Source organism: Paenibacillus sp. 4624 (assembly GCF_050435065.1).
Taxonomy (GTDB): domain Bacteria; phylum Bacillota; class Bacilli; order Paenibacillales; family Paenibacillaceae; genus Paenibacillus; species Paenibacillus amylolyticus_D.
The window spans coordinates 958,625-982,967 of the sequence record NZ_JBNDJR010000001.1 but is presented as its reverse complement, the minus strand read 5'-3'; the positions used below and the strand labels follow the sequence as shown (position 1 = coordinate 982,967).

Here is a 24,343-nt window from a genome sequence, read left to right as displayed (position 1 = left end):
GCAATACTTTACGTAAAGTATATTTTTATTGAGCAGAAAGAACCTTTATTTCTCTCCCTTATCAACCGATATATGTATAAAAGACCATGACCATACTAAAGAGGGAGAAGGTAAAATGAATTCAATTTCACCTGCAACCAAAAATAGCTTCACACCACCAGCCAGCCCCACCTCAAATCGAGATAAAGAAATTCAAGGGTTGATGCAGCAGAAAGTAAAATTCAATGAACAAATCCAGGTTGTTAAATCCAATGATGAGCTCGATACCAAAACAAAGGCAGAACGCATAAAATCCTTAACGAGTTCCATTGCACAGATTGATAGCCGCATTGCCCAGATCAAAGCAGAAGAGATGGAAGAGAAAAACAAGTTACAACAGATGGATCAGACGAAGCAACAACAATCCAAGCCGGAAGAGCAACAACAGACGCCGTCAATGAGTCATCTTATCAAGCATAGTCAGACGTATGATCAGATGGGAAAGCTGATTGGTTTGCGGGACAAAATGCAAAGTTCTATTCATACTATTGAGGGGGAAACCCGGTTTGACCGGATTGTGCTGGAGAACGACACGCACAGCGATCTTGGCAAAACGCAGATGCTGGAAAACGCAGAACACACCGTTTTTCAGAAAAAAAGAGAAGTGGTGCAGGATCTAGAGTCCCACATAGGTAAAGCGAATCATAAGCTCGGTGAGTTGGCAGACGAAATTCATAAACCTGGACGTTACGATTCGGGACAGCTTCCCCGATCTGTAGGTTCGACCAAAGAAGAATCTCAAGAGATTGACCGAGGAAAATCGGCTGTTTCTAAGCCGAAAGGCAGTACAACCGATGAGGAAATATTAGAACAGGGACGCGTAAGCAGCTCTGTACCAAACAAAGCAAGTGAATCTGCTGCTTCGGCTTATTCTTCTGTGGACATTCGTATCTAAGGAAGGTGAATTATGGTTAGACCTAAACGGATGTAGACCTGTAAAGAAAATATACATATTGTGAGACGGTTTTAATATTACCTTTTATATCACCTAACAATCCTTCATTGCTTCACATCTTGTGATTCTTTTGATCGATCCATCTAATTAGACAACCGCTGTTTTTTGGGACGTATTCTCCAAATCTCGGCGTTTTTTTGTCATTCACCATTGACAGTGATTCAGGCTCATTTGATTTGCATGGATTTAAGCTTCAATTTCAATATGATTAATTCTCCTCTAAACCGTTAACATTAACTTATGTAGTATCTAAGTTTAGGCACAACTAGGCCCGCACAGCCTCCCCCTCCATGTCATTCGAACAAATGATGCTGCCATTGATGGATTTGCAGCTTTTTTTCACACGTGTAGCTTCATCAATAATTTGATTAATATTTTCATATCGTTGATATAGATTGGTTACAACAGCAATGGATACGGACACTAATGGAATAGGTCGATTCAAGCCCGAGCGGCCTTCACCCATCACATACTGATTGTTCCAGTCCTGTTCGTTGTAGAAATTTTTCTTCAACTCTTCAAACTGGGAAATGACTTCTTCACAGATCCGCTTATACTGATGGTGGTTCAGGATTGCGATAAAATCATCCCCGCCGATATGTCCAAGAAAAGCCTCTGCTACCCCAAAATGCTCACGGAGTAAAGTAGCCGTTGCTTGGATAAGCTCGTCCCCCAATTTGAAACCATAACTATCGTTATACGATTTGAACTGATCCAGATCAATGTATAGAACACTGAACTGATCCTGTTTAAGCACCTGAACTAATCGATCATCTATGATTCGATTGCCGGGAAGCCCTGTTAACGGATTCATAAATATAGCCATTTCCGCTCGAACATCCGCAACCGCCAGCAATAATCGCCGAATACTCACTGCCCCATGGAATCGATCTCCAGATGTTACCAAAACTAGATCATACAGATCCGCTTCTTCACGCTTCATCGCCGCCACGCTGACATCTGTAATCTGTTCCGAATAATCTACGACCAGTGCGTTTACGTTCATAAGCAGCTTCACAGGACGCCCCATGTAGAGATTGTAACCATATTGTGAGCCGATCTGTTGAAAAAAACGTGTTCGCATCATCAATGAAATTCCTTTTTTCCCTTCAACCGCTACACCCTCCAGATTTGGATTCGATTTAAACAGTTGATATAAGGCATCACACTTGGTTTCTGGCAGTACGACTGGAATCGGTTCAGCAATTTCACCTATTTGAGTAAACACATAAATCAACCCCTCGCCATATCATCAACCATGTCACTTTTGATCTATCCGTGGTCACATCGTACCACTTTTTACCTAAAAAAGCGTTAACTTCAGGTAAATTTTTTCGAAAAACACCAATGCTTTGCTTAAATCTGTAAACTTTTTAGGTAATAAGTCACATTTACACTTTTTCGTGTTGTTCAAAATGTTAGTTTGTAATGTCTATTAAATCAAATATAGAAATACACTAAAAATTCGGATATTTATTGGGCTTTAGCAAAACATCCAGGTGGCTAATGCTGTCACTGATGCCCTCGAGTCCATGCCAGTTCAATGGCGTGACGGATCGCAAGTTCGATGTGAACTGCATCATTTTGAATTTTTTCGGCAATAGCTGGGTAGCAGTTTATACACTTCTATATAATTTAACGTTAGTCAATATATTATGTGGAAAAATCATTTTAATGAAACTTAATAGGTTGACTCTTTTTACTTCCAAAAGATTAATTATATTTACAAATATATGTTGAATATACCATTCCAATTGGATATTATTAGTACATAATATTAAAAGGGGGACTAAAAAATTGAAGAAGAAATTATCTCTGGTCCTCGCTTCTTCAGTCTTGGCTATATCTGCTACTTTTTACAGTCTAGCCAGTGCTTCCGAAAAAGAGTTGATCCCCGTAAATTCTGGTGAAATCTATGGCTATGTTTACCTAAATGGGGAACCAATTAAAGAAAACACCACTGTTTACGCTACAGAAAATAATCAGGAAGAACTTATTGAGAAATACGGACTTGAAAAGCCTTCCGAAAGCGCAAAGTTGGTTTCGATTCAAATAGTAAACAATGAATCTGATAACCCTCGAGATCTTGTAAAAGAGCAAGATGACTCTATTAGTCCACAGAACATTTGGGGTTTCAAACTTGTAAAAAGTCCAACCCAAAGTGTTGATGGTTGGACTGAAATTGCAAGAGGTAAACACTTTTGCAATAAACCGAAAACTCAGTCATGCAATGGTGTAGAAATTTCGATAGCTGCAAACGAAAGTGTATCAGTAGAGGTACAAACTTCTCTCAGCCTCGGAGTTAAAGAGTTTGTTGCGGCTGAGTTTGGTCGTAGCCTTAATGAACAAATTGGCGTATCCACATCCGTAATGGTTCCTATGAATGTCCCCGGAGGTAAAACAGGTATAGGAGTTGGCTATCCAATTTATAAATCAACGTATGGTCAAGTTTATCAAAAAGGGCTCTTCGGTGATACGCTTTTGGGTGGAGCAACATATCTTGAACCAAAGCCATCATCCATTGCTGTTACATCATGGATACAAGGATAAAAAGAAAAGAACATCTCATTGAATTCTGATTTTAATATCTCAATTCAAAACATTGTAAAACATTTATGTCTCGAACTGACGTCGTTAATCTTACGGTGTCAGTTTTATTTAATTTACGTTGAGAATTTTCTCTTTTTTTGAAATAAATATAAACTTGATTTGGCTTGACCTTCGCCAGATTTTGTAAATCATACGCCAAACAAAGGAAGCCGATGTCTTGCGGAAAAGATTTTTCGAACTGATACAAAGCATAAATTTGTCGATAAGAAATACCACTTGTTTATGTGAATGTAGAAATCCCATAAACAAGTGGTTTTTGTTGTATTATTTATCCGATATTATCGGCTTATTTTTTATAGCCGCAACTAAACGTAATAGTCCTTAATATCCTAAAAATCTTACAGCTTATCCTTTCAGCTAACCTTATGCTCAATTCTCAGCTTGTCAGCGACCATCGCGATGAATTCCGAGTTCGTCGGTTTCGACTTGCTGATGTTGATGGTGTAACCAAACAGGTGGCTGATGCTGTCGATGTTGCCGCGTGTCCATGCCACTTCAATCGCGTGACGGATGGCACGTTCGACGCGGGACGGCGTCGTTTTGAATTTTTCGGCAATCGCTGGGTACAATGTTTTGGTGATGGCACCCAAGATTTCGATATTGTTGTATACCATCGTGATGGCTTCACGCAAATACTGATATCCTTTAATATGCGCAGGAACTCCGATTTCATGTATGATTGACGTAATACTGGCATCTAGATTTTTGTGTTTGCCCATCGGTACAACATTAGATTTATTGATATACATGGAGGAAGAAGAAGAACCGCTGCTTGTAGACATTGTCGTTTGCGTCCCGACAAGCTGACGTACACGATTCGCCAGTACCTCCATGTCAAATGGCTTGAGAATGTAATAGGAAGCTCCGAGTTGCACAGCACGCTGTGTGATGTTTTCCTGGCCGAATGCAGTGAGCATAATTACTTTAGGCTGCGGAGACAGGTTCAAGCCGCGCAGACGCTCCAACACTCCGAGTCCATCCAGATGAGGCATGATAATATCCAGAATTAATACATCCGGTACATCCCGAGTTTGTTCCAGCAATTGCAGTACTTCTTCACCGTTGTATGCAATACCGGTCACTTCCATATCTTCCTGTTCGGATATATATTCGGCGAGCAAATTCGTAAATTCACGGTTATCATCGGCCAGCAATACCTCAATTTTTTGCAAAACGGTATCCTCCTTTTATTTAAAACCTCGTATTTTACAATTTCGTACATTTCCTTACACGTTAAATTTTCGACACGCCAAGTGAAATTCCTTCTGTCGAAAATTATTTTTCTTTATTTTTTTTTCTTGATCCTTTATAATAAATATTTTATTTCAGCATACGATATAATATGTTTACTTTCGACAAAAAAACCTTAGAGCTGTTTAACCAGCCTTAAGGTTTTTCGCTTGACCTTTTTTCATCATTACACCAGCATCTTGAAGCATCCATTCAATGAAGCATCCATAACCCGATTTCGGATCATTCACAAAGACATGAGTCACTGCACCAATAAGCTTGCCGTCTTGAACGATCGGGCTACCACTCATTCCTTGAACGATGCCACCCGTCTTATCGATCAGTTTAGGGTCTGTAATACGCAATACCAACCCTTTTGTCGCTGGCTCCGATTGATCTGCAACATGCACAATATCGATGGTGAATCGCTCAACCTGTTGCCCATCGACCACAGTCAAAATCTCGGCCGGCCCCTCCTTCACTTCATGTGAAAAAGCGACAGGTATTCCTTGCGAATACAAGCTATGTTCCGGATTCTGAGACATTTTACCGAAGATACCAAAAGCCGTATTACGCTCGATGTTTCCTAAAATTTTGCTTTCTTTAAGAAAATGGGCTCTTTTCTCACCAGGATCACCAGTTTCACTTTTGGAGATGGACGTTACATTAGACTGTACAATTTGTCCACTGCCTACAACGATAGAGGTTTGAGTATTCATGTCCGTAATGACATGACCCAATGCCCCATAAACGCCTTGATCAGGTGCGTAGAAGGTAAGCGTACCTACACCAGCTGCCGAGTCTCGAATGTACAATCCAAGTCTCCAGGCTTTATCTTCTGCATCATACGCCGGGGTTAACTTGGTTTTAATGGTTTCATTGCCCCGTTTTAGCACAACATCAATACCTTGATTACGTTTACCAGCAAGTTCTACGGCCTCGGACACACCCGCTACACCATCCAGACGTTTGCCATCCATATGTGTAATCAGGTCACCTAATTTGATCCCTGCCGCTTCACCTGGTGATTTTTGTTCATCCGGAATAGAACGAACGAGATGATGCCCTACAACCAGGATACCTGCAGATTTAACTTTGACGCCAATCGTTTGACCCCCTGGAACAACACGCAGATCAGGAATTACGTTTACATTAACCGTTTTAACGGGAATTTTTCCCCATAACTTCAAGGTTAGTTTAGCACGTCCCGTCTGCTGAGGATGAAGATGTAAAGGTTCCTGACGAGTAACCTTGAGCGCAGACTGATGATCCAATCCCACGATATCAGGTCGATCTACGACAGCGCTTGAAGCGGCTGGTACTGCCAGCCTGACGTCTGCCTGCCTGCCTGCGAAGACCTGCACTTCATCAGGCAGAGAAGCATAACTCTGCATCGGCTGTACAACCTGGCTAAGTACACATAGAAAGAAGGCAAATAAAAGACCTAGCAATTTTTTCCTGAGGGGGGAATTCAATGGCTGTCACACTCCCTTTGCTTCTTTCGCTTGACGAAAGGTGGTCGCCAATTGCGTACCTATAAGATAACCCTGCCCCCAGGCTTTTATTACTGTCAATCATTACGCCAGCCGTCCGTTTCACCCTTTTTTGGCTTCCGCCAGATTCAGCATTTCTTGCGCATGATGCAATGTTTTTTCTGTAATTTCCACACCACCGAGCATACGCGCCAATTCCTTCACTCGGCCTTCCTCAGACAGCGATTCGACTTGAGTCATCGTACGCCCGTCGTAGACATGTTTCTCAATCAAATACTGATGATCCGCCATACAAGCTACTTGCGGCAAGTGTGTAATGGAGAATACCTGACACGTCGAAGACAGACGATGAAGCTTCTCTGCAATGGATTGTGCTGCCCGGCCGCTAACCCCTGTATCCACCTCGTCAAAAATCAATACCGGAATGCGGTCATGACGAGCAAATATGCTCTTCATCGCCAGCATGATTCTGGATAATTCTCCGCCCGAAGCAATTTTGCCTAGCGGCCGAAGAGGCTCACCTGGATTAGGAGAGATCAGAAATTCCGCATTGTCCGCACCTTGGCGACTGAACCTGATACGACGTCCATTCCATTCAATTCCCTTTGGATCTTCCGCAGGCACGATCTGAACACGCAGTGATGTTCGTTCCATCTGCAGATCCTTGAGCTCACTTTCTACCTGAGCAGCCAGTTCCTCCGCACATTGTTTGCGCACTTTGCTTAACTCTTCAGCCGATTCCATCACAAGCACAAGCAATTTGTCACGCTCCGTGCGAAGCTTTTCCAAGCGCTCATCTTTGTTCTCAAGCTGGTCGGTCTCATGACTGATCTGTTCATAATAATTCAAAATGAGTTCTACACTGTCTCCATATTTACGTCTTAGTCCAGAAATCAGATTTAATCGTTGTTCTACCTCTTCCAGTCTGCCAGGGTTAAATTCGATTCGTTCCCGATAATCACGCAGTTGAAAGGTGACGTCTTCCAATTGATAAAAAGCAGACTGCAGTTGCTCTACAATCGGCTGTAATCTTTTACTGTCATATCCAGAGATATCTTCAATTTGGGATAACGCGATGCTTATTGCTTCTAATCCGCGTTGTCCACTTAGTAATTCGTATGCACCAGAAACACTGTCCATCATTTTCTCGCTATGGGATAGTTTGACCCGTTCTTCGCCAAGTAATTCATCTTCTCCTCGGGTAAGACTGGCTGCAGCGATCTCTTCCAGTTGAAAACGGTACATATCAAGCAGTTGGTAAGCCCGCTGGCTTGACTCTTGTAGCGCTCGTAATTCCTTCTCCGCTGCAATAAATTTGCTGTATCGCTCCTGATATTTAGCTTTGACGGGGCCGATAATACCGGAGCCATACGTATCAAGCAGTCCGAGATGACTTTCTGCACGAAGCAGACTCTGATGCTCATGTTGACCGTGAATATTGATCAGCTTCTCGCCCACTTCGCGCAGCATTGTCAAATTCACAAGCTGTCCGTTAATCCGTGATGTACTTTTACCCTGCGTGTTCAATTCACGCCGAATCACCAGATGTTCCTCCGGCTCACAATGAATGCCCAGCTGCTCCAGCGTACTCCACACCGGGTGGCTTGGCTCCATCTCAAACAGCGCTTCCATCTCTGCTTTGTCACATCCGTACCGGATCAGATCTGCTGAACTTCGCCCCCCCGCGATCAAGCCCAGAGCATCGATGATAATGGATTTACCTGCACCGGTTTCCCCAGACAACACATGAAATCCCGGATGAAAGACCACATCGACTTCTTCCACCACGGCGAGATTGCGAATTGATAATGTAACTAACATCTGCAAAAACACCTCCGGCTGATTTAAGCAATATATCCCATGATGCGCTCAATGACAGTGACGCTATTGTCTTCTGTACGGCAAATAATAAGGATCGTATCATCTCCACAGATCGTGCCCATCACTTCAGTCCACTCAATGTTGTCAAGCAATGCTGCAATGGAGTTCGCTGTTCCCGGCAAACATTTCATCACCACAAGATTGTTGGTGTGATCAATGTGCAGGAAATTATCAACGAGAGCACGCTTGAGCTTTTGAATCGGATTATAGCGCTGATCGGTTGGGAGGGAATATTTATATCGTCCATCATCCATTGGAATTTTGATTAAAAGAAGCTCTTTAATATCCCGCGATACCGTTGCTTGTGTCACTTGAAAACCCGCTTGACGCAATGCTTCAACCAGATCATCCTGGGTCTCTATTTCATTTTGACTAATAATTTCACGAATCTTGATATGTCGTTGTCCTTTCATATATGCCTCCAATTAAAAATATATTGCAAAGATGCGGCCTTGACTTGACCTTTACCGCAATGCTGTATCATGCCATATTTAATGCTTATTATATATTAATCCATATCCTCTCCATCATACACGTCTTCTTGATAATCCATAAGCCTGATTACCATTATATCGGAATCCTCCAGATCTACATAAAGCAATCCTTCACATCCAGGGTACAATAATAAATAGGGAAGAAAGCGATCTCTTATGGCAGGTCCGCTTCGTTCAAGCGGCTGTCTGCGACGCGAAGTTTTGACCAAATACCTTGCATCCTCCCGTTCAGCAACATAATCAATAAACAACCTGCTGTATAATACGGAATTATCGGCTTCAAAGGCTAAAGGTACTTTCATTTTTCCACCGATCACGTCATATCCATGTGCCTCAAGTAAAGTCAGAGCAGGAGAATCTTGTATGTTTTCATTAAGTCTCAATTCGGCCAAGCTTACCGGAATCGGTCGATTCAGCCAGCTACGCAGTCCGAGAAACAACCATACGATTAAACAGACAGCAAACACACCAATAACGATTGTGTCATATTGACCATCCATTACCGCTCACCTCAAGTGATATATTCGAGATCGAACACCCGTTTTCCTTTGTCTCCGAATATCTTTCCAGCGAAAAGAAACTCATCCTATGATGAGTTTCCCGTAAAAGTATGAGCGGCTTCTTTGGCCACCTGCTCTGCAAGTGCATCAAGTGAAGCCTCGTCGTTCTCTGGTTGTGCGGCCTCTGGTGCTTCCAGACGCCAGTGTGCGAGAAATTCGATATTTCCCTCCCCGCCCGTAATTGGCGAGAAGGTCAGACCTCTCAGGTTTAATCCAAGTTGACTCGCAAATTGAAGCATGGTCTGCAATACATCCCTGTGTACCTTCGTGTCCCGGACAACACCAGATTTACCCACTTTATCTCGCCCGGCCTCAAACTGTGGTTTAATTAGAGCCACAATATCCGCAGGCCGCTGCAACAGAGCCAGCAGTGGTGGAAGTATAATTCGCAAAGAAATAAAGGATACGTCAATGCTTGCAAAGTTTGGCACAGGACCACTCAGATCCTCAGGTGTGACATAACGGAAATTGGTACGTTCCATTACAGTGACCCGTTCATCATTACGCAGTGACCAGTCCAGTTGATTATACCCCACATCAATGGCGTATACGTGGGATGCACCATGTTGAAGAGCACAATCCGTAAAACCACCCGTGGATGAACCAATATCCAACATAACAAGATCATTCATATTCAGGTTGAAATGACGAATCGCTTTTTCAAGCTTTAGTCCACCTCTGCCTACATAAGGATGCACTGAACCTTTTACCTTCAGCTGAGCATCCCTTGGAATTTTCATGCCTGCTTTTTCAATCGGTTCATTATTAGCATACACAAGTCCAGCCATAATCGCAGCCTTTGCCTTCTCACGGCTTTCGTAGTAGCCCTGTTCCACCAGCAGCACATCGATTCGTTCTTTCGGGAGTGACATGTCTTTCTCCTATCCGCTAATCATTCTAATGTTAGGAAGGGAAACGTGTTTTGGACATTCCGTATGAAGATTGCACGGCCATTTTGCGTAATTCGGCACTTACATTCTCCACCGTCAGACCAACTTCTTCACGTTGTTCCTTGATGCTGCCATGTTCGATAAATCGATCAGGGATGCCCATCAGATGTACATGAACATCATGTATACCTTGCTCAGCATAAAATTCCAATACCGCACTTCCCATGCTACCTGCCTGAGAGGTTTCTTCAAGCACTATTAGCTTTGTCCCCCGGACAGCCAAATCACGCAGCATCTGTTCGTCCAATGGTTTGAGGAAACGAGCATTGATAACTCCAGTATTTATCCCTTCCCTTTTCACCGTATCTGCAACTTCCTCAGCCAGCTGAACCATGGAACCCGAGGCGATTATCGCGTACCCTTCAGCTGGACGCAGCTGTTCCCAGGATCCGATTGGAATCGGAACTAACACGTCATCCAATGGTACGCCGACCACATTGTTACGCGGGTAACGATACGCAATCGGACCTTCGTTATAATCCAGCGCCGTTTTCATCATATGGCGCAGTTCATTCTCATCTTTTGGCATCATAAGTACGATATTGGGAATGTGACGCATAAACGCAACATCGTATACTCCCTGATGGGTCTCACCGTCAGGTCCAACAAATCCAGCGCGGTCAATTGCAAATATAACATTTGCATTATGACGACAGATATCGTGAACAATCTGATCATATGCACGTTGCATGAACGTAGAGTACACCGCATAGACAGGTTTTAGCCCTTCCATCGCCAGTGCCGCACACATCGTAGCTGCATGCTGTTCCGCGATCCCCACATCAATCATGCGATCCGGAAACTCTTTGCTGAAAGGAATTAGACCTGAACCTGTTGGCATCGCAGGCGTAACCGCAACGATCCGTTTATCCTCTTTTGCAAGTTCAACCAGCGTTTGACCGAATACTTCGGTATACATCGGTTTTCCAACTGCTTTGAGCACTTGACCTGATTCAATTTTATATGGCGATATTCCGTGCCACTTATGCGAATCCGCCTCAGCAGGCTGATAACCCTTACCTTTGGTTGTAAGCACATGAACCATTACAGGACCATCCACATTGTCAGCCTGTTTGAAAGCCTCTATCAGTTGCGGAATGTCATGCCCGTCAATCGGGCCTAAATACGTGAAACCCAGTTCTTCAAAAAGAACACCAGGAACCATCATATATTTGACACTATCCTTAATCCAGCTCGCCGATTTTGCCAGACGATCACCAATGGCCGGAATTTTTTTGAGAATACCTTCCACATCATCTTTAGCTTTCAAGTAATGACGATCTGAACGAATTTTACTTAAGTATTTATGCATGGCTCCCACATTGGGTGCGATAGACATTTCATTATCATTTAGAATAACCATCAGCTTACGTTGTTCATGTCCGATATGGTTCAGAGCTTCAAACGCCATACCGCCTGTAAGCGCTCCGTCTCCAATGATGGCAATGACCTGGTTATCCTCACCTTTCAGATCACGAGCCATAGCCATACCCATAGCAGCAGACAATGAAGTACTACTGTGGCCAGCTTCCCATACGTCATGTTCACTTTCGTTCCGTTTGACAAATCCGCATAATCCGTTCTGTTGGCGCAGCGTATCAAAGCGATCCATCCGGCCCGTCAAAACTTTATGCACATAAGCCTGGTGTCCTACGTCAAAAATCATTTTATCCGTCGGACTGTTGTAGCAGTAGTGCAGGGCCACGGTGAGCTCAACCACTCCTAAGTTCGGTGCAAGATGCCCACCTGTAGCAGACAGCTTCTCAATCAGAAACTGGCGGATCTCTGCCGACAACAGGACAAGATCATCCTGGGACATCACCTTTAGATCACTGGGTTGTTTAATTTGTGGAAGCAGCACGAGAATCTCCCCGCTTTCCTAGAATGTTGTTTGTTTATTAGATGTATATCATTTATTGAGTGTAATGGATTGAATAACATTGAATCATTATACCATAAACGAACAAGAATCATAATTTACAGCCACTTCAGCCGATCACGAATCGTTCGCTTACGATTCATATCCGAAGCTCTATAATTATGTACTCCCCAATGATGAAAGGACTTTTTCGTTTATTGGCATGAATAGGCCATTACTATCATTACACCGTTCATTTCACATTGAATCAGCCTGCTTCGTTAAATGTTAATGGTCACGACTCATCAGATAATCGGCAATCTCCATTAACCGCGAAGCATCCGGCAATTGCGCTCGTTCAAGTGCATCTTTAGCCGATTGCGTGAGGGAATTCACTTCGGCAACGGAAGCTTCCATTCCAATGAAGTACGGATAAGTTACCTTCTGCTGATTCACGTCACTTTGCGTTTTTTTCCCCATCTTCTGCTCGTCGCCCGTCAAGTCCAAAATGTCATCCTGAATCTGGAACGCAAGCCCTAAATCCCGGCCAAATACGCGTAGAGCCTCGAGCTGTCCTGGTGTAGCTCCGCCGATGCGAGCACCTGCAAGGAGGGAAAAGACAATCAGATCACCTGTTTTATGCAGATGAATATACTGAAGCTGAGACAAATCAGTCATTCCTTGCTCGCCTTCCATATCAGCAACTTGCCCCCCGACCATGCCTCTGGCTCCTGCAAGTTCAGCCAAATCCTGGACAATAGCTAACAAAGCATAAGCATCTACTCCGCTTTGACGTCCAGCCTGAACAATGCTGTAGAAAGCATGGGTTAGCAGTGCATCTCCTGCTAGAATGGCTGTTGCTTCGCCATATACTTTGTGATTCGTTAATTTTCCCCTACGGTAATCATCATTATCCATCGCAGGCAAGTCGTCGTGGATCAACGAATATGTATGAACCATCTCCACGGCGCAGGCTACCGGCATCGCAGCTGTACGCTCCGCACCGAAGGCTTCCGCCGCAGCAACGACCAGAAGTGGACGAAGGCGTTTACCTCCAGCCATTAATGAATACTGCATCGATTCCGTGAGCGAACGAGGCACATCCCAATGCCCGGGAAGGGTATGTTTCAGCGCTTCTGTAACATCTCCAGTAACTTCCTGAAGATAAGCTTCGAATGAAAGGCGGTTACTCATTGATCTCACCGCTCTCCTCGTCAGCCGTACCAAAAGGCTTCTTGCGAAGCTCCCCATCTTCTTCTACGATCATCTCGATCTTGCGTTCCACTTGTTCAAGCTTCAAACCGCATAACTGGGAAAGTTTCATTCCGCGCTGAAACAAATCAATCGCTTGTTCCAGAGGAACATCCCCATGCTCCAGCTGACCTACGATGTCTTCTAATGCCGCCATTGCCTCTTCAAAATTCAGTTCCGGTTCATTCGCCATGGATGTTGTTGTCCTCCTTCATTCCCCAGACCTGACAGTCCAGCTGTCCGTCCGCTAATTTGATCTTCACCGAGTCGCCCGGCTGTACATCGTTTATGGATTTAATCAGTTGCTGTTCCTTCTCATCGTAGACTAGACTATAACCACGTGACATTACCTTCAGCGGACTGAGTGCGTCGAGATGCCGTACAAGCGACTTCCATTGTTGTTGCTTGCTACGTGCAATTGATCTCATCGCAAGTTCAAGTTGCTTACGAGCCGCAGCATTATCCCGACGTGCTGTATTCACTTGTTCCCGAGGATTAAAACGCTGTAAAGCCGTTCGCAACCGTTCTTGTTTTTCTCCTGTCCATTTCATGCGTGTATTCACACTTCGTTGCAAGCGTTGATGCAGCATATCCAGACGTTCCGTATGTTGCATCAACGTTCTGCGCGGATGCACCAGCACTGGAGAACGCTGAAGACGAGTTAGGCGTTCTCGATGGTACACAGCACGTTGTTTCAGACTGTTTTGTAATTGGCGCTGTCTTCGTGCAATCTGTTCCATCAGCTCTGCACGATTCGGCACAGCAAGTTCCGCTGCCGCCGTTGGTGTCGCAGCACGTAAATCCGCAGCAAAATCCGCAATCGTAAAGTCCGTTTCATGACCAACCGCAGAGATCACTGGAATGGTCGAAGCTGCAATGGCACGAGCTACAATTTCTTCGTTAAAAGCCCACAGTTCTTCGAGTGATCCACCGCCCCGTCCCACAATAAGCACATCTGCTTCAGCCATATGGTTAAAGTTGTTTATCGCTCTGACGATGGATGGCGCGGCCCCCTTGCCTTGAACAAGCACCGGGTACAAAACAACTTTAGCCGATGGATATCTTCGGTGCAGTGTGATCATAATGTCACGAACAGCCGCTCCTGTAGGAGATGTTACAACACCAATGGTATTTGGATAACGTGGAATGGCTCTTTTGCGAGCAGGAGAGAACAATCCTTCGTCCTCCAGTTTCTTTTTCAACTGCTCATAGGCCAGATACAGACTGCCTATACCATCTGGTTGCATATGTGTCGCATAAAATTGATACTGCCCGTCACGTTCGTATACCGAAACGTTACCACGCGCAATAACCCTTGCACCCTCCTTCGGTACAAAGGGTAAACGCTGATTATGTGAGGCAAACATGATGGATTTGATTCGACTGTCCTTATCCTTTAACGTAAAATACATGTGGCCGCTGGAGTGATGCGTGAAATTGGATATCTCTCCGCGCAGCCAGACGTCCGACAGAACCTGATCCGATTCCAGTTTCATCCGGATATATCGGTTCAGGTCTTTAATAGAGTAAATTTTCTGCTCTGCCACAGACAGTTACCTAGGCCAATCCGTGAGCGCGTTTTGCCGCGATCAGAGTGTTCTGCATCAACATGGTGATTGTCATTGGACCAACGCCCCCAGGAACAGGTGTAATTGGGCCAGAGACTTCTTTTACACTTTCAAAATCTACATCCCCTGCGAGTTTTCCGTTATCTAAACGATTCATGCCGACATCGATGACAACAGCACCTGGTTTAACATAATCGGCATCCACAAAATTAGCACGACCGATCGCTACGACCAGAATATCCGCTTGACGTGTAATTTCCTTCATATTAGCTGTACGGGAATGACACATCGTTACGGTTGCATTTTCACGCTGCAACAGTAAGGATACCGGTTTACCTACAATGTTACTGCGACCGATAACGACAGCGTGTTTACCGGACATTTCCAGACCCGTGCGTTTAATTAATTCAATGACACCTGCAGGTGTACATGGGAGCAAGCTGTCATCACCGATAACCAAATTCCCCACATTCACTGGGTGGAATCCATCTACGTCTTTCTCTACAGCAATCGCATCGATTACCGCTTTCTCTTCAATGTGGCTAGGCAATGGAAGTTGCACAAGGATACCATTGATGGATTTCTGATTGTTCAGCTTGTCCACGAGTGCTAGCAAATCCGCTTGCGATGTACTTGCATCCAACCGATGTACTTCAGAGTAAAAGCCGAGGTCATGACATGCTTTTTCCTTATTACGCACATAAACTTGAGAAGCCGGATCTTCCCCTACGAGCACAACAGCCAGACCAGGTACTACTCCCTGTTCGCTAAGTTGTTTTACTTCTGCAGTCATGCTCGCGCGGATCTCTTGGGATACTTCCTTACCGTTAATAATAGATGCTGTCATTGTACTCTCTCCCTTATATGAACATATATTAGATAAAACGATCTAGATACATCCTTACAGAAAAGCTGGCTTGTTTACTCTACTCCATTCAGGATGTTGCCTCAGGAAAATTTTTGCTTGATGCTATCCACTTCCTGAATCATGCGGCCAAGAACACCATTAACGAACTTGCCTGATTCATCTGTACCAAAATACTTCGACAGTTCAATCGCTTCGTTGACCGAAACTTTGGCTGGAACATCATCACGGAACACCATCTCATACGTGGACAAACGCAAAATTTGGCGGTCTACACGCGACAACCGGCTCAGTTGCCAGCCTTTCAAATAGTCCACAAGCAAACCATCAATCGCTTCCTTATGACTCCATGCACCTTGAACCATTTCGGTAACGTAGCTGCGCATTTTTTCTTCATCACGGATTTCAACTTCCGTTTCATTCTCTCCAGCTGCTTCGTTAATCAGCATATTCACCGCTTCGGTTGCGCTCACTTCATTCATTTCCATCTGATACAGACTTTGTACTGCAATTTCCCTTGCCAAACGTCTTTTCATGTCCTGCCTCCTGCAGCGCTCAATCACGAGCGTCATCATGCTTATTTTAAAATTCAAGGAAACCATTCCATTACCCTATACAGGATACCCATGGCTCCTCTCTGATATTGCGATCTCTTTTCACAAAAAAACCTGCAAAACGTTTCCTCCGAAAATCGGGCAACTCAAACTACAGTTCTATTTTCGGAAGAAACATATTGCAGGGTTCTGATAGGTTTATTTGAACGGACGCCAGCGATCTCCAAGCCATTGTCGTAACTCACCCCAAGGGATGAACGAGCCTAGCCTCGCATCGCTTCGTCTGCCAAATGTATACCCGATGAACACCAAAAGTGCAAAGAACAACATATCCCAAAAACCGATCCATACATAAAGAAATCCTAATAGAATACCGAAGGCTACGCCAAGAATCCGTCCCTTGTAACTATCCCAAATCTCTTTCCACAACATCTGTGAAACTCACCTCATTCCACGCGACTCTTGTAGTTAGGCGACTGGGTCACATTAGCGATATACACGGTTACAAAAGAAACAGGAATGCCTGTAATCTCTTGCACATGATCATGTATCGCCTTTTGCAGATCCGTAGTCAGAGCCGGGATAGGTGTCTCCCCATCCACAACAGCCCGAATCTTAATCTCCAGTCCGGACTCCACCACGCGAATGCGCGCCTTGACGTCACGTACTCCGCGAAAACGGGAAGTGGCCTTCAGACAGAGATTTTCAATCGTCTCCATCGAAATCTGCACGTCCCCGAACTCGGTACGTTGATCCACTGAAGGTAACGAGCCACGCTCGCGGCGAATCGAGATGTAGAAAAAACGCAAACTCAGGACAAACAAAATTGCTGCCGCGACAATCGACGCAACAATAACATTTTGTTCCTGCTGGTAATTCAATTCGTATGGCAGCACACCGCTAATCAGTAAGATGACCGCTGCCGATATTGCTCCTACGCTTATGCTGTATATAAACAACAGAAGCCGATCCAGTATTTTAGCCACGAACTGCACAGCCTCCCTTGCTCACTCACATTGCTTAACTGCTGAAAAGCTTAACGTTGATCCCCTTGTCCATCCCAAGTGCATAACGAAAGACCCGTCCAAGACGGGATAACCCCCGACAGAAGTGCCGGGGGAAATCTGTCTTTTTATTTTACACGTTGCGTGTTCAGGTCGATCTCTTCCACTTTTTCAGCACTCTTGAACTGAACGTCATGAATGTGAACATTCACTTCATTCACGTTCAATCCTGTCATGTTTTCAATGGAGCGCTTCACGTTTTGTTGGATTTCAGTAGCAACCTGTGGCAAACGGTATCCATATTCAATAATAACGGAAACGTCCACAGCTGCTTCGCGTTGACCTACTTCAACCTTAACCCCTTTTGAAAGGTTTTTACGGCCGAGCAATTCCGCGAATCCACCTGCGAATCCACCGCTCATTCCTGCTACTCCTTTGACTTCCACAGTTGCAAGTCCAGCAATCACTTCAATAACTTCAGGTGCGATCTGGATTTCACCGATATCCGTACGTTCAAATTCTGTCGGTAGTGTACTCATAAATGTTCAACACACCTTTCGCGAGATAAGTTTGCGGCCGTCCGTCAGGGCGCCGGTTCATTTTCACAACACTCAGAACCCTTACGGTCCGGCTTTGCCGGAGCTCCTGCAACCATCCGCTAATAGGCGGGCTTATCCGATGCAGGAGACATGCGCTCTTATTATTACATACTATATCATTTGGGCTACATTATGACAAACAAGCCCAATATGACTGTTAAATCTCGTTTTCCTCGAGAAATTTAATATCGAAATCTCCGCGAATAAACGTTGGATGCTCCAACAGTTTCTGATGGAAAGGAATCGTTGTTGAGATACCTTCAATCGCAAATTCTGCCAAAGCACGCTTCATTTTAGCGATCGCTTCATCACGAGTTGCACCCCAAACGATCAATTTCGCAATCATGGAGTCATAGAACGGCGAGATGGTGTAACCAGGATATGCTGCGCTGTCCACTCGAACTCCAGGTCCACCCGGTGCAAGGTAAAAACCAATCTTGCCTGGTGCAGGCATAAAGTTACGGTCAGGATCTTCAGCGTTGATCCGGCATTCAATCGACCATCCGTTAATGACCACATCTTCCTGACGGAAAGAGAGCGGATTACCTTCGGCAACGGAGATCATTTCACGGATCAGATCTACACCTGTTACCATCTCAGTAACGGGATGCTCCACCTGAATACGTGTATTCATCTCCATAAAGTAGAACTCACCATTTGGACTAAGCAGGAATTCCAGAGTACCGGCTCCCGAGTAATTTACCGCAAGTGCAGCACGCACAGCAGCTTCTCCCATGAGTGTACGAACTTCCTCGTTGATCACAGGACACGGTGCTTCCTCAACAAGCTTCTGACGTCGGCGCTGAACCGAACAGTCACGCTCGCCAAGATGCACGGCATTGCCATGCTTGTCAGCCATGATCTGAATTTCAACGTGCTTCATGCCTGTAAGGAATTTCTCCAGATAGACACCAGCGTTCCCGAATGCTTTCTGAGCTTCCTGTTGTGCAGCCGTGATCTGTTTCACCAGTTGCTCTTCGTCTTCAGCGATCCGAATTCCTTTACCCCCACCACCAGCGGTAGCTTTGATAATGACAGGATACCCGATATCACGTCCGATCATAATCGCTTCTTCGGTTGTTTCTACAAGGCCGTCTGATCCAGGAATGACAGGCACGCCTGCATCCTTCATCGTCTGCTTCGCTACAGCCTTGTCACCCATCTTGGTGATGGCTTCCGGTGAAGGGCCAATGAATGTAATGTTGCAGGAATCACAGATTTCCGCAAAATCAGCATTCTCGGCTAAAAATCCGTATCCAGGGTGGATGGCGTCACATTCCGTCAAAGTAGCCACACTCATCAGGTTCGTAAAGTTAAGGTAACTGTCCTTAGACAGTGTTGGTCCGATACAGTAAGCCTCGTCTGCAAGACGGACATGCAAAGAATCTTTGTCCGCTTCCGAGTAAACAGCCACTGTCGATATGCCAAGTTCACGGCAGGCGCGAATAATGCGCACAGCAATCTCACCACGATTGGCAATCAATATTTTATGAAATTTCATTTCGTCATTGTCCTCCTTCGAAGCTCATGCGGCTGCTGTAGAACAGTTAACCTTTATTCCGGTTTTACCAAGAACAGAGGCTGTCCATATTCGACAAGCTGTCCATTTTCAACCAGCACTTCAACGATTTCTCCCTTGATGTCCGCATCAAGCTCGTTCATCAGTTTCATGGCTTCGATGATGCATACCGTTGTTTTCTCCACAACTTTATCACCCACGCTCACAAAAGGACCCGCTTCCGGTGAGGAAGCTCTGTAAAATGTACCTACCATCGGAGATACGATTTTATGTAAATGACTTGTTGTATCGGCTTGCGGAGCAGCTTCACTCACTACTGCAGCAGGCTGTACCTGCGGAGCAGCAATCATCTGTGGTTGTACGGCAGCAGCCTGTACGAACTCCGTTTTACCCGGTTTGCGAATCGACAAACGTGATCCTTCATTTTCAATTTCCAATTCCTGAACAGAACTTTCATCTACCAATTTGATCAGTTCTTTAATTTCGCTCAATTTAAACATTTCCATTATTCACTCCTTCGGCATCATGCCAGTCTCACGAGGACGGTCATATGGCTTTTAGTATTATATCATAATCATTAAAAATGGAAAGAGCCCGAGAGTCGAACAAGCTCCCGGGGCTTCCTTATCACATTTCCGATTACTGCTCTGTGACATATTGCACGCTGATTTTGTTTTGTGATACAGACAATTCTTTCATAACCAGATCAACAATAGAAACCGCCTGTTTAACGTCAAGTTTGTCACTCAGAACCACCACTTTATACTTGTCAGCCTCTTCTTGAACGACTGCATTTGCAAATTGTTGGGAAAGTGTCTCTTCAATGCCTGTAATTTTGGCTTCTTTATCTTCAAGTACTCGGAGTTGTTCTGTCGCTTTTGCATTTTCTTCCGGTGTTTTACTGAGATCTCCTGCAATGGTCATCAATTCCTCGTACTTACGGTTGTTACTCTCTTCACGCTGCCACTGGTAATTCTGGAACTGACTGCTTGCGGACACAGCAGTATTTTGCTGTTCCATCTCTTTCAGCACTTCTTCATCCGTTTTAGCAGCAGTCCCCTCTGTTTTCCCTTCAGTTTCCGGGGTAGTCGCCGCTCCTTTTTCCGCACTACTTTCTGACTTTTGATCCGTTTCTCCTTCTTTGCTGCCTGGTTCAGTGGCGGGTGTTTTTTCTGCACTTCCCGCTTCCTTACCTTCTGCGCCAGTTGTGTTTTCAGCCGGGTTCGCCGTACCGGAATCACCAGTAACCTCTCCGCTGTTCACAACCTCGTTGATGACCAGACCTTCTGTTGGATCAAGAATACCGGCGGTTTCCTTTGCCTCACCTTGTTTCATCGCATCCACCTGCTGACTGTCAGCTACAGGGGGATTTACTGGCCCAGAATCTTCAGTGAACAGATAATATGCGGACAAAATAACCATCAGACTCAGCATGGAAACGAGCCATATTGTTTGACGTTTGTTATTCATTTAAAATATCCTCCTCAAAAATAGGGTTGATTCTGACAACACATCTCTTCTTATCATCATTCGAAGCTTAATCCTGCTTACGCGGAACAACCGAGATCCGGTAAGCCGCTACGTTCAAACCTTTTTCAACAGCATCTGTAATCAGGTCTTTAACAACCTTGTTCTCTGCACCTTTTGCCACAACCAGCACTCCGCGGATTTGCGGTTTCAACTTTTTCGTGACGATGGGTGTCTGATCCCCTGATAATTCATACGTAATGATCTCACCGTCCCGGGTATATTGCGTCATATGCCGTTTGCCACCATTGGCATCCGTCTCCTCTGTAAGCTGCTGTGAATCTTTGACGTTCCGCTGCACCACCAGTTCTTCCGTAGAATCCACGGTAACCATCACATCCACAGTGCCTACACCAACGATATTTTCCAGCACGCCTTTGATTTTGTCTTCAAATGCCATTTCTATCGCCTGAAAAGGATTTTCTTCCAACAGACCATTTTGCATCGCCGACATGGAAGTAGCTTGTTCTGGTGGTTCCCGGCCGATGTTTTCGGAATCAATTTTTTTGACGTTGACAAAGGAATTAAACAGCATGATGCCCACACCGATCAGTCCCAGAATGATCAGCCACCGTAAGGTTTGACTGCGCTTCGCACCACCTTCACCGCCACCCATCCAGCTTTCCAGCTTTTTGAACCAGTGTTTCATCGGATCGCCTCCTTTTCAGAGCACTTCTGCATTTTTTGTCTCCGTCACTCGCACCTGGCTCGCATCAACTTCCCACTTCTCTTTGAGCAATGTGATAATTTGTACTGCGTGTTCAGACCGTGAACCACTTGTTTGCTGTACGTTGGAATCCTTACTATCGCTCCAGGTAACAGGAGTTTCGGTATTTTGATTAGAAGCGACTTGCTCTCTCTTTGATTGCTCGGATCGCTCGACACTTGACTCAATCTGTATATTTTTAATTTCAATTGGATCAATCTGAATAGATTGAGTACTTGGGTTATTTTCATCCTGTCCTACCGCATCTTTGGTTTCTGTCATCGGGCTGCTACTCACAGGTTCGGCCACATCCGCATCCGTTTTCGAATCAACTTTTCCAGTTGCAAGTTGCACCTCTACATGCTGAATGACAGGCAGTTCAACAGAAGTGGCTGCTTGGGTATCCGAATTTGTTTTCTTCATCGCCAGTTGCACCTCAACCGACTGAACCTTTGCGCCCGTTGTCTCCTCAATCTGACCTTTCATAACGTTAGCCAGTTCCTTCGCCGTCCACTTCAAAGTTTGCAGTTGTTCGCTCGCCTGCATTCGTTTCCCTTGAGCCAGAATATGCTCCAGTGTGGCTTGCCCATCTGCGGGAGCATCCATTGCAGTCATGGCTCGTTTCAGTTCGCCTACGGGATCACTTTTCAATAACTTGGTGATGGGTGATAACAGGGTCAGCAGGATGAGAAGGCTCAGCACAAGCTTGACGTAACGCTCCATGGAACGATTCGGAAGCAGCATATCTACAAACGTTGCGAGTAAAACGATCATGATCAGATCCTGCAGCCAGTTGCTCAGCCACCCCATCCTCTCCAGCCCCTTTCCCTGCAGACAGGTATTTAACGCATCATGACCGTAAGATTGCCTGCGGTCAGCAGAATCGTAATCGCCAGAAAAAACATGAGTCCAACCGCGGCCAGTGCTGCGAATACATAAATCATGCTTTTACCGATCGCTTGCAGGCAGTCTACGATCGGTGTCTCTCCCAGCGGCTGCATTATCGCTCCGGTCACGTTGTAGATCAAGGCCAGCGCCAGAATCTTAATAGCCGGAAACGCACACAGGAACAAGATAATAATGACTCCTGTCAGTCCGATCGCATTTTTGACTAGCAGTGATGCCGTGATCACCGTATCTGTTGCATCTGCAAATGTCCTCCCTACAACGGGTACAAAGTTTCCTGCAATGTATTTGGCTGCCTTTAAGCTGACGCCATCCGCAACCGATCCCGAAGCTCCCTGTACCGAAATAACCCCTAGAAACATCGTGAGCAGAATTCCCAGCAAGGCTACACTGATGTTTCGCAACAGATCAGCCATTTGTGTCAATTTGTATTTATCCGAAAGCGAGCTCACCAGATGCAACACCGCCGAGAAGAAGAGAAGAGGGAATACCAGCAGATGAATTAGCGTACTTACGAGATGAATCATAAAAATAATTAGCGGGTGCGTCACCGAAACTGTAACGACATTGCCCATTGAAGCGAGCAGTGTGAACAAAAGTGGAACCATCGCCATCATAAAGTTGATCATGCTGGATATGGCCTCTTTTGCGTAACCAATCGCCACGCTAAAGCTGTTGATCGCGATGATAATGATGACCAGATAACAGATCGAATACGCAATTTTGCTAATATTGTTTTTCTCGAATGCGGTCTGAAGTGTCTCCAGAATCATGCTCAGCACCGTTAACATTACGATCGTGACTAAAAGTTTGCCGTTATATAAAATTTCATGGAGCATAAACGTGCCAATGGCAGAAAATACCGATTTCAGACTAAATCCTTCATTTCCGGGAATTAACATATCCATGAAAGATGGTGTTTTGCCTTCTGGAAAAAAACCACCGTATTGTTTCATTAGCTGATTCCAATATTTCTCCACCTGATCCTTCGGAAGCTGATCGGCCTGCTGCTCTATCCACTCGTTTGAAGGTGTAGTAGCCACAACCTGTCCAATTACACCGAACATGAAACATATCATCAGCACAATGATGAGGCGCCAGCGCGGCTTGTTATGCATCAATTTCATTAATTATCCGCACGCCCTTTCTACACCGGCATCAGTTTCATCACGGTCTCGATAATGATGCTAATGATCGGAATTGCGAGTACAAGAATCAGCACTTTGCCAGCCAGTTCAATCTTGGATGCGATGCTCTCTTGCCCGGCATCTCTGACAATCTGTGCACCGAATTCGGCAATGTAAGCAATGCCGATAATCTTCAATACTGTTTTCAGATAGATGCTCTCCATACCGGAATTTTCAGCAAGTCGCTTCAGCACTTCGATCACTGCGCCAATTTTGCCAATCAACAGCATAAAGATCACTACACCAGTGGCTGCCGCAATCAGAAAGGCAAACATTGGCTTTTGTTCCTTAATGACTAAAATCAGTACGGTTGCAATGAGTGCCAAACCAACAACTTGAATAATCTCCACGGGTCACCACCATCCGGCTTCATGACCGTTTTCATTGAAAAAGAAATATGGATTTAATCTCTTGCAGCAGGCTGTCCAGCATTCGAACAACCATGAACAGTACAACGACAAATCCGATTACGGTCACCCAGTGAGCCATATCTTCCTTTCCCATTTGTTTCAGCACGGTATGAATCATTGCTATAATGATTCCAATGCCCGCAATTTGAAAGATTGCGTTCACTTCTAAATTCATGA

Annotated in this window: 26 protein-coding genes and 1 pseudogene; 2 read left to right on the top strand and 25 right to left on the bottom strand. The window is 45.0% G+C overall.

Annotated elements, in window-relative coordinates:
• Positions 1 to 115: 115 nt before the first annotated feature.
• A complete protein-coding gene (locus tag ABIE27_RS04305; protein WP_429349964.1) occupies positions 116 to 934 on the top strand; it encodes a hypothetical protein in 819 nt (272 codons plus the stop codon).
• Between the two features lie 325 nt (positions 935 to 1,259).
• On the opposite strand, the gene ABIE27_RS04300 is transcribed toward ABIE27_RS04305, so the two are convergent.
• Positions 1,260 to 2,222 carry a GGDEF domain-containing protein gene (locus ABIE27_RS04300; RefSeq protein ID WP_123062244.1) on the bottom strand — a complete coding sequence of 321 codons (963 nt, stop codon included), beginning with the start codon at positions 2,220 to 2,222 and terminating at the stop codon, positions 1,260 to 1,262.
• 268 nt (positions 2,223 to 2,490) lie between these two features.
• A pseudogene (locus ABIE27_RS04295) lies at positions 2,491 to 2,605 on the bottom strand (sporulation initiation factor Spo0A C-terminal domain-containing protein); the annotation flags it as partial.
• A 186-nt stretch (positions 2,606 to 2,791) separates the two neighbouring features.
• Here ABIE27_RS04295 and ABIE27_RS04290 point away from each other — a divergent pair.
• Positions 2,792 to 3,544 (top strand): hypothetical protein, encoded by a 753-nt coding sequence (locus tag ABIE27_RS04290; RefSeq protein ID WP_123062245.1) that lies wholly within the window; start codon positions 2,792 to 2,794, stop codon positions 3,542 to 3,544.
• 413 nt (positions 3,545 to 3,957) lie between these two features.
• Here the strand turns inward: ABIE27_RS04290 and spo0A are convergent, their stop codons facing one another.
• The 23 genes from spo0A to spoIIIAC form a co-directional block, all read right to left on the bottom strand.
• Positions 3,958 to 4,776, bottom strand: a complete 819-nt coding sequence (gene spo0A, locus ABIE27_RS04285) for a sporulation transcription factor Spo0A (RefSeq protein ID WP_123062246.1) — start codon at positions 4,774 to 4,776, stop codon at positions 3,958 to 3,960.
• A gap of 204 nt (positions 4,777 to 4,980) precedes the next feature.
• Positions 4,981 to 6,309 (bottom strand): SpoIVB peptidase, encoded by a 1,329-nt coding sequence (spoIVB, locus tag ABIE27_RS04280; RefSeq protein WP_429349963.1) that lies wholly within the window; start codon positions 6,307 to 6,309, stop codon positions 4,981 to 4,983.
• Between the two features lie 120 nt (positions 6,310 to 6,429).
• Positions 6,430 to 8,148 (bottom strand): DNA repair protein RecN, encoded by a 1,719-nt coding sequence (gene recN, locus ABIE27_RS04275; protein ID WP_123062248.1) that lies wholly within the window; start codon positions 8,146 to 8,148, stop codon positions 6,430 to 6,432.
• A gap of 23 nt (positions 8,149 to 8,171) precedes the next feature.
• The gene (gene ahrC, locus ABIE27_RS04270) at positions 8,172 to 8,621 is read right to left on the bottom strand and encodes a transcriptional regulator AhrC/ArgR (RefSeq protein ID WP_090922497.1); all 450 of its coding nucleotides are present in this window, start codon (positions 8,619 to 8,621) and stop codon (positions 8,172 to 8,174) included.
• Between the two features lie 95 nt (positions 8,622 to 8,716).
• Positions 8,717 to 9,202, bottom strand: coding sequence for a hypothetical protein (locus ABIE27_RS04265; RefSeq protein ID WP_429349962.1), 486 nt, complete (start codon positions 9,200 to 9,202; stop codon positions 8,717 to 8,719).
• A gap of 86 nt (positions 9,203 to 9,288) precedes the next feature.
• Positions 9,289 to 10,134 (bottom strand): TlyA family RNA methyltransferase, encoded by an 846-nt coding sequence (locus ABIE27_RS04260; protein ID WP_123062250.1) that lies wholly within the window; start codon positions 10,132 to 10,134, stop codon positions 9,289 to 9,291.
• Positions 10,135 to 10,165: 31 nt separating this feature from the next.
• Positions 10,166 to 12,073, bottom strand: coding sequence for a 1-deoxy-D-xylulose-5-phosphate synthase (gene dxs, locus ABIE27_RS04255; RefSeq protein WP_123062251.1), 1,908 nt, complete (start codon positions 12,071 to 12,073; stop codon positions 10,166 to 10,168).
• A 285-nt stretch (positions 12,074 to 12,358) separates the two neighbouring features.
• Entirely contained in the window at positions 12,359 to 13,264 is a 906-nt protein-coding gene (locus tag ABIE27_RS04250; protein WP_123062252.1) for a polyprenyl synthetase family protein, read from the bottom strand.
• Complete coding sequence (xseB, locus tag ABIE27_RS04245) at positions 13,257 to 13,514, bottom strand: exodeoxyribonuclease VII small subunit (RefSeq protein WP_090922507.1); 258 nt, start codon at positions 13,512 to 13,514, stop codon at positions 13,257 to 13,259. Before xseB ends, ABIE27_RS04250 begins: the two co-directional genes overlap by 8 nt.
• Positions 13,504 to 14,868 carry an exodeoxyribonuclease VII large subunit gene (xseA, locus tag ABIE27_RS04240; protein WP_123062253.1) on the bottom strand — a complete coding sequence of 455 codons (1,365 nt, stop codon included), beginning with the start codon at positions 14,866 to 14,868 and terminating at the stop codon, positions 13,504 to 13,506. Before xseA ends, xseB begins: the two co-directional genes overlap by 11 nt.
• 10 nt (positions 14,869 to 14,878) lie before the next feature.
• Positions 14,879 to 15,736, bottom strand: a complete 858-nt coding sequence (folD, locus tag ABIE27_RS04235) for a bifunctional methylenetetrahydrofolate dehydrogenase/methenyltetrahydrofolate cyclohydrolase FolD (RefSeq protein ID WP_123062254.1) — start codon at positions 15,734 to 15,736, stop codon at positions 14,879 to 14,881.
• Positions 15,737 to 15,837: 101 nt separating this feature from the next.
• A complete protein-coding gene (gene nusB, locus ABIE27_RS04230) occupies positions 15,838 to 16,290 on the bottom strand; it encodes a transcription antitermination factor NusB (protein ID WP_123062255.1) in 453 nt (150 codons plus the stop codon).
• Between the two features lie 216 nt (positions 16,291 to 16,506).
• The gene (locus ABIE27_RS04225) at positions 16,507 to 16,740 is read right to left on the bottom strand and encodes a DUF2273 domain-containing protein (RefSeq protein ID WP_123062256.1); all 234 of its coding nucleotides are present in this window, start codon (positions 16,738 to 16,740) and stop codon (positions 16,507 to 16,509) included.
• A 14-nt stretch (positions 16,741 to 16,754) separates the two neighbouring features.
• Entirely contained in the window at positions 16,755 to 17,294 is a 540-nt protein-coding gene (amaP, locus tag ABIE27_RS04220) for an alkaline shock response membrane anchor protein AmaP (protein ID WP_090922517.1), read from the bottom strand.
• Between the two features lie 146 nt (positions 17,295 to 17,440).
• Positions 17,441 to 17,851: an Asp23/Gls24 family envelope stress response protein gene (locus tag ABIE27_RS04215; protein ID WP_090922519.1), complete on the bottom strand. Its 411-nt coding sequence runs from the start codon at positions 17,849 to 17,851 to the stop codon at positions 17,441 to 17,443.
• A gap of 217 nt (positions 17,852 to 18,068) precedes the next feature.
• Positions 18,069 to 19,412: an acetyl-CoA carboxylase biotin carboxylase subunit gene (accC, locus tag ABIE27_RS04210; protein WP_123062257.1), complete on the bottom strand. Its 1,344-nt coding sequence runs from the start codon at positions 19,410 to 19,412 to the stop codon at positions 18,069 to 18,071.
• A 53-nt stretch (positions 19,413 to 19,465) separates the two neighbouring features.
• Positions 19,466 to 19,930 carry an acetyl-CoA carboxylase biotin carboxyl carrier protein gene (gene accB / locus ABIE27_RS04205; protein WP_123062817.1) on the bottom strand — a complete coding sequence of 155 codons (465 nt, stop codon included), beginning with the start codon at positions 19,928 to 19,930 and terminating at the stop codon, positions 19,466 to 19,468.
• A 139-nt stretch (positions 19,931 to 20,069) separates the two neighbouring features.
• A complete protein-coding gene (locus tag ABIE27_RS04200; protein ID WP_123062258.1) occupies positions 20,070 to 20,900 on the bottom strand; it encodes a SpoIIIAH-like family protein in 831 nt (276 codons plus the stop codon).
• Between the two features lie 67 nt (positions 20,901 to 20,967).
• Positions 20,968 to 21,606 carry a stage III sporulation protein AG gene (spoIIIAG, locus tag ABIE27_RS04195; RefSeq protein ID WP_123062259.1) on the bottom strand — a complete coding sequence of 213 codons (639 nt, stop codon included), beginning with the start codon at positions 21,604 to 21,606 and terminating at the stop codon, positions 20,968 to 20,970.
• 15 nt (positions 21,607 to 21,621) lie between these two features.
• Positions 21,622 to 22,473, bottom strand: a complete 852-nt coding sequence (spoIIIAF, locus tag ABIE27_RS04190; RefSeq protein WP_123062260.1) for a stage III sporulation protein AF — start codon at positions 22,471 to 22,473, stop codon at positions 21,622 to 21,624.
• Between the two features lie 32 nt (positions 22,474 to 22,505).
• Complete coding sequence (spoIIIAE, locus tag ABIE27_RS04185) at positions 22,506 to 23,696, bottom strand: stage III sporulation protein AE (protein ID WP_123062261.1); 1,191 nt, start codon at positions 23,694 to 23,696, stop codon at positions 22,506 to 22,508.
• A gap of 20 nt (positions 23,697 to 23,716) precedes the next feature.
• The gene (gene spoIIIAD / locus ABIE27_RS04180; RefSeq protein ID WP_123062262.1) at positions 23,717 to 24,106 is read right to left on the bottom strand and encodes a stage III sporulation protein AD; all 390 of its coding nucleotides are present in this window, start codon (positions 24,104 to 24,106) and stop codon (positions 23,717 to 23,719) included.
• Between the two features lie 31 nt (positions 24,107 to 24,137).
• A complete protein-coding gene (spoIIIAC, locus tag ABIE27_RS04175) occupies positions 24,138 to 24,341 on the bottom strand; it encodes a stage III sporulation protein AC (protein WP_017687585.1) in 204 nt (67 codons plus the stop codon).
• Positions 24,342 to 24,343 lie beyond the last annotated feature (2 nt).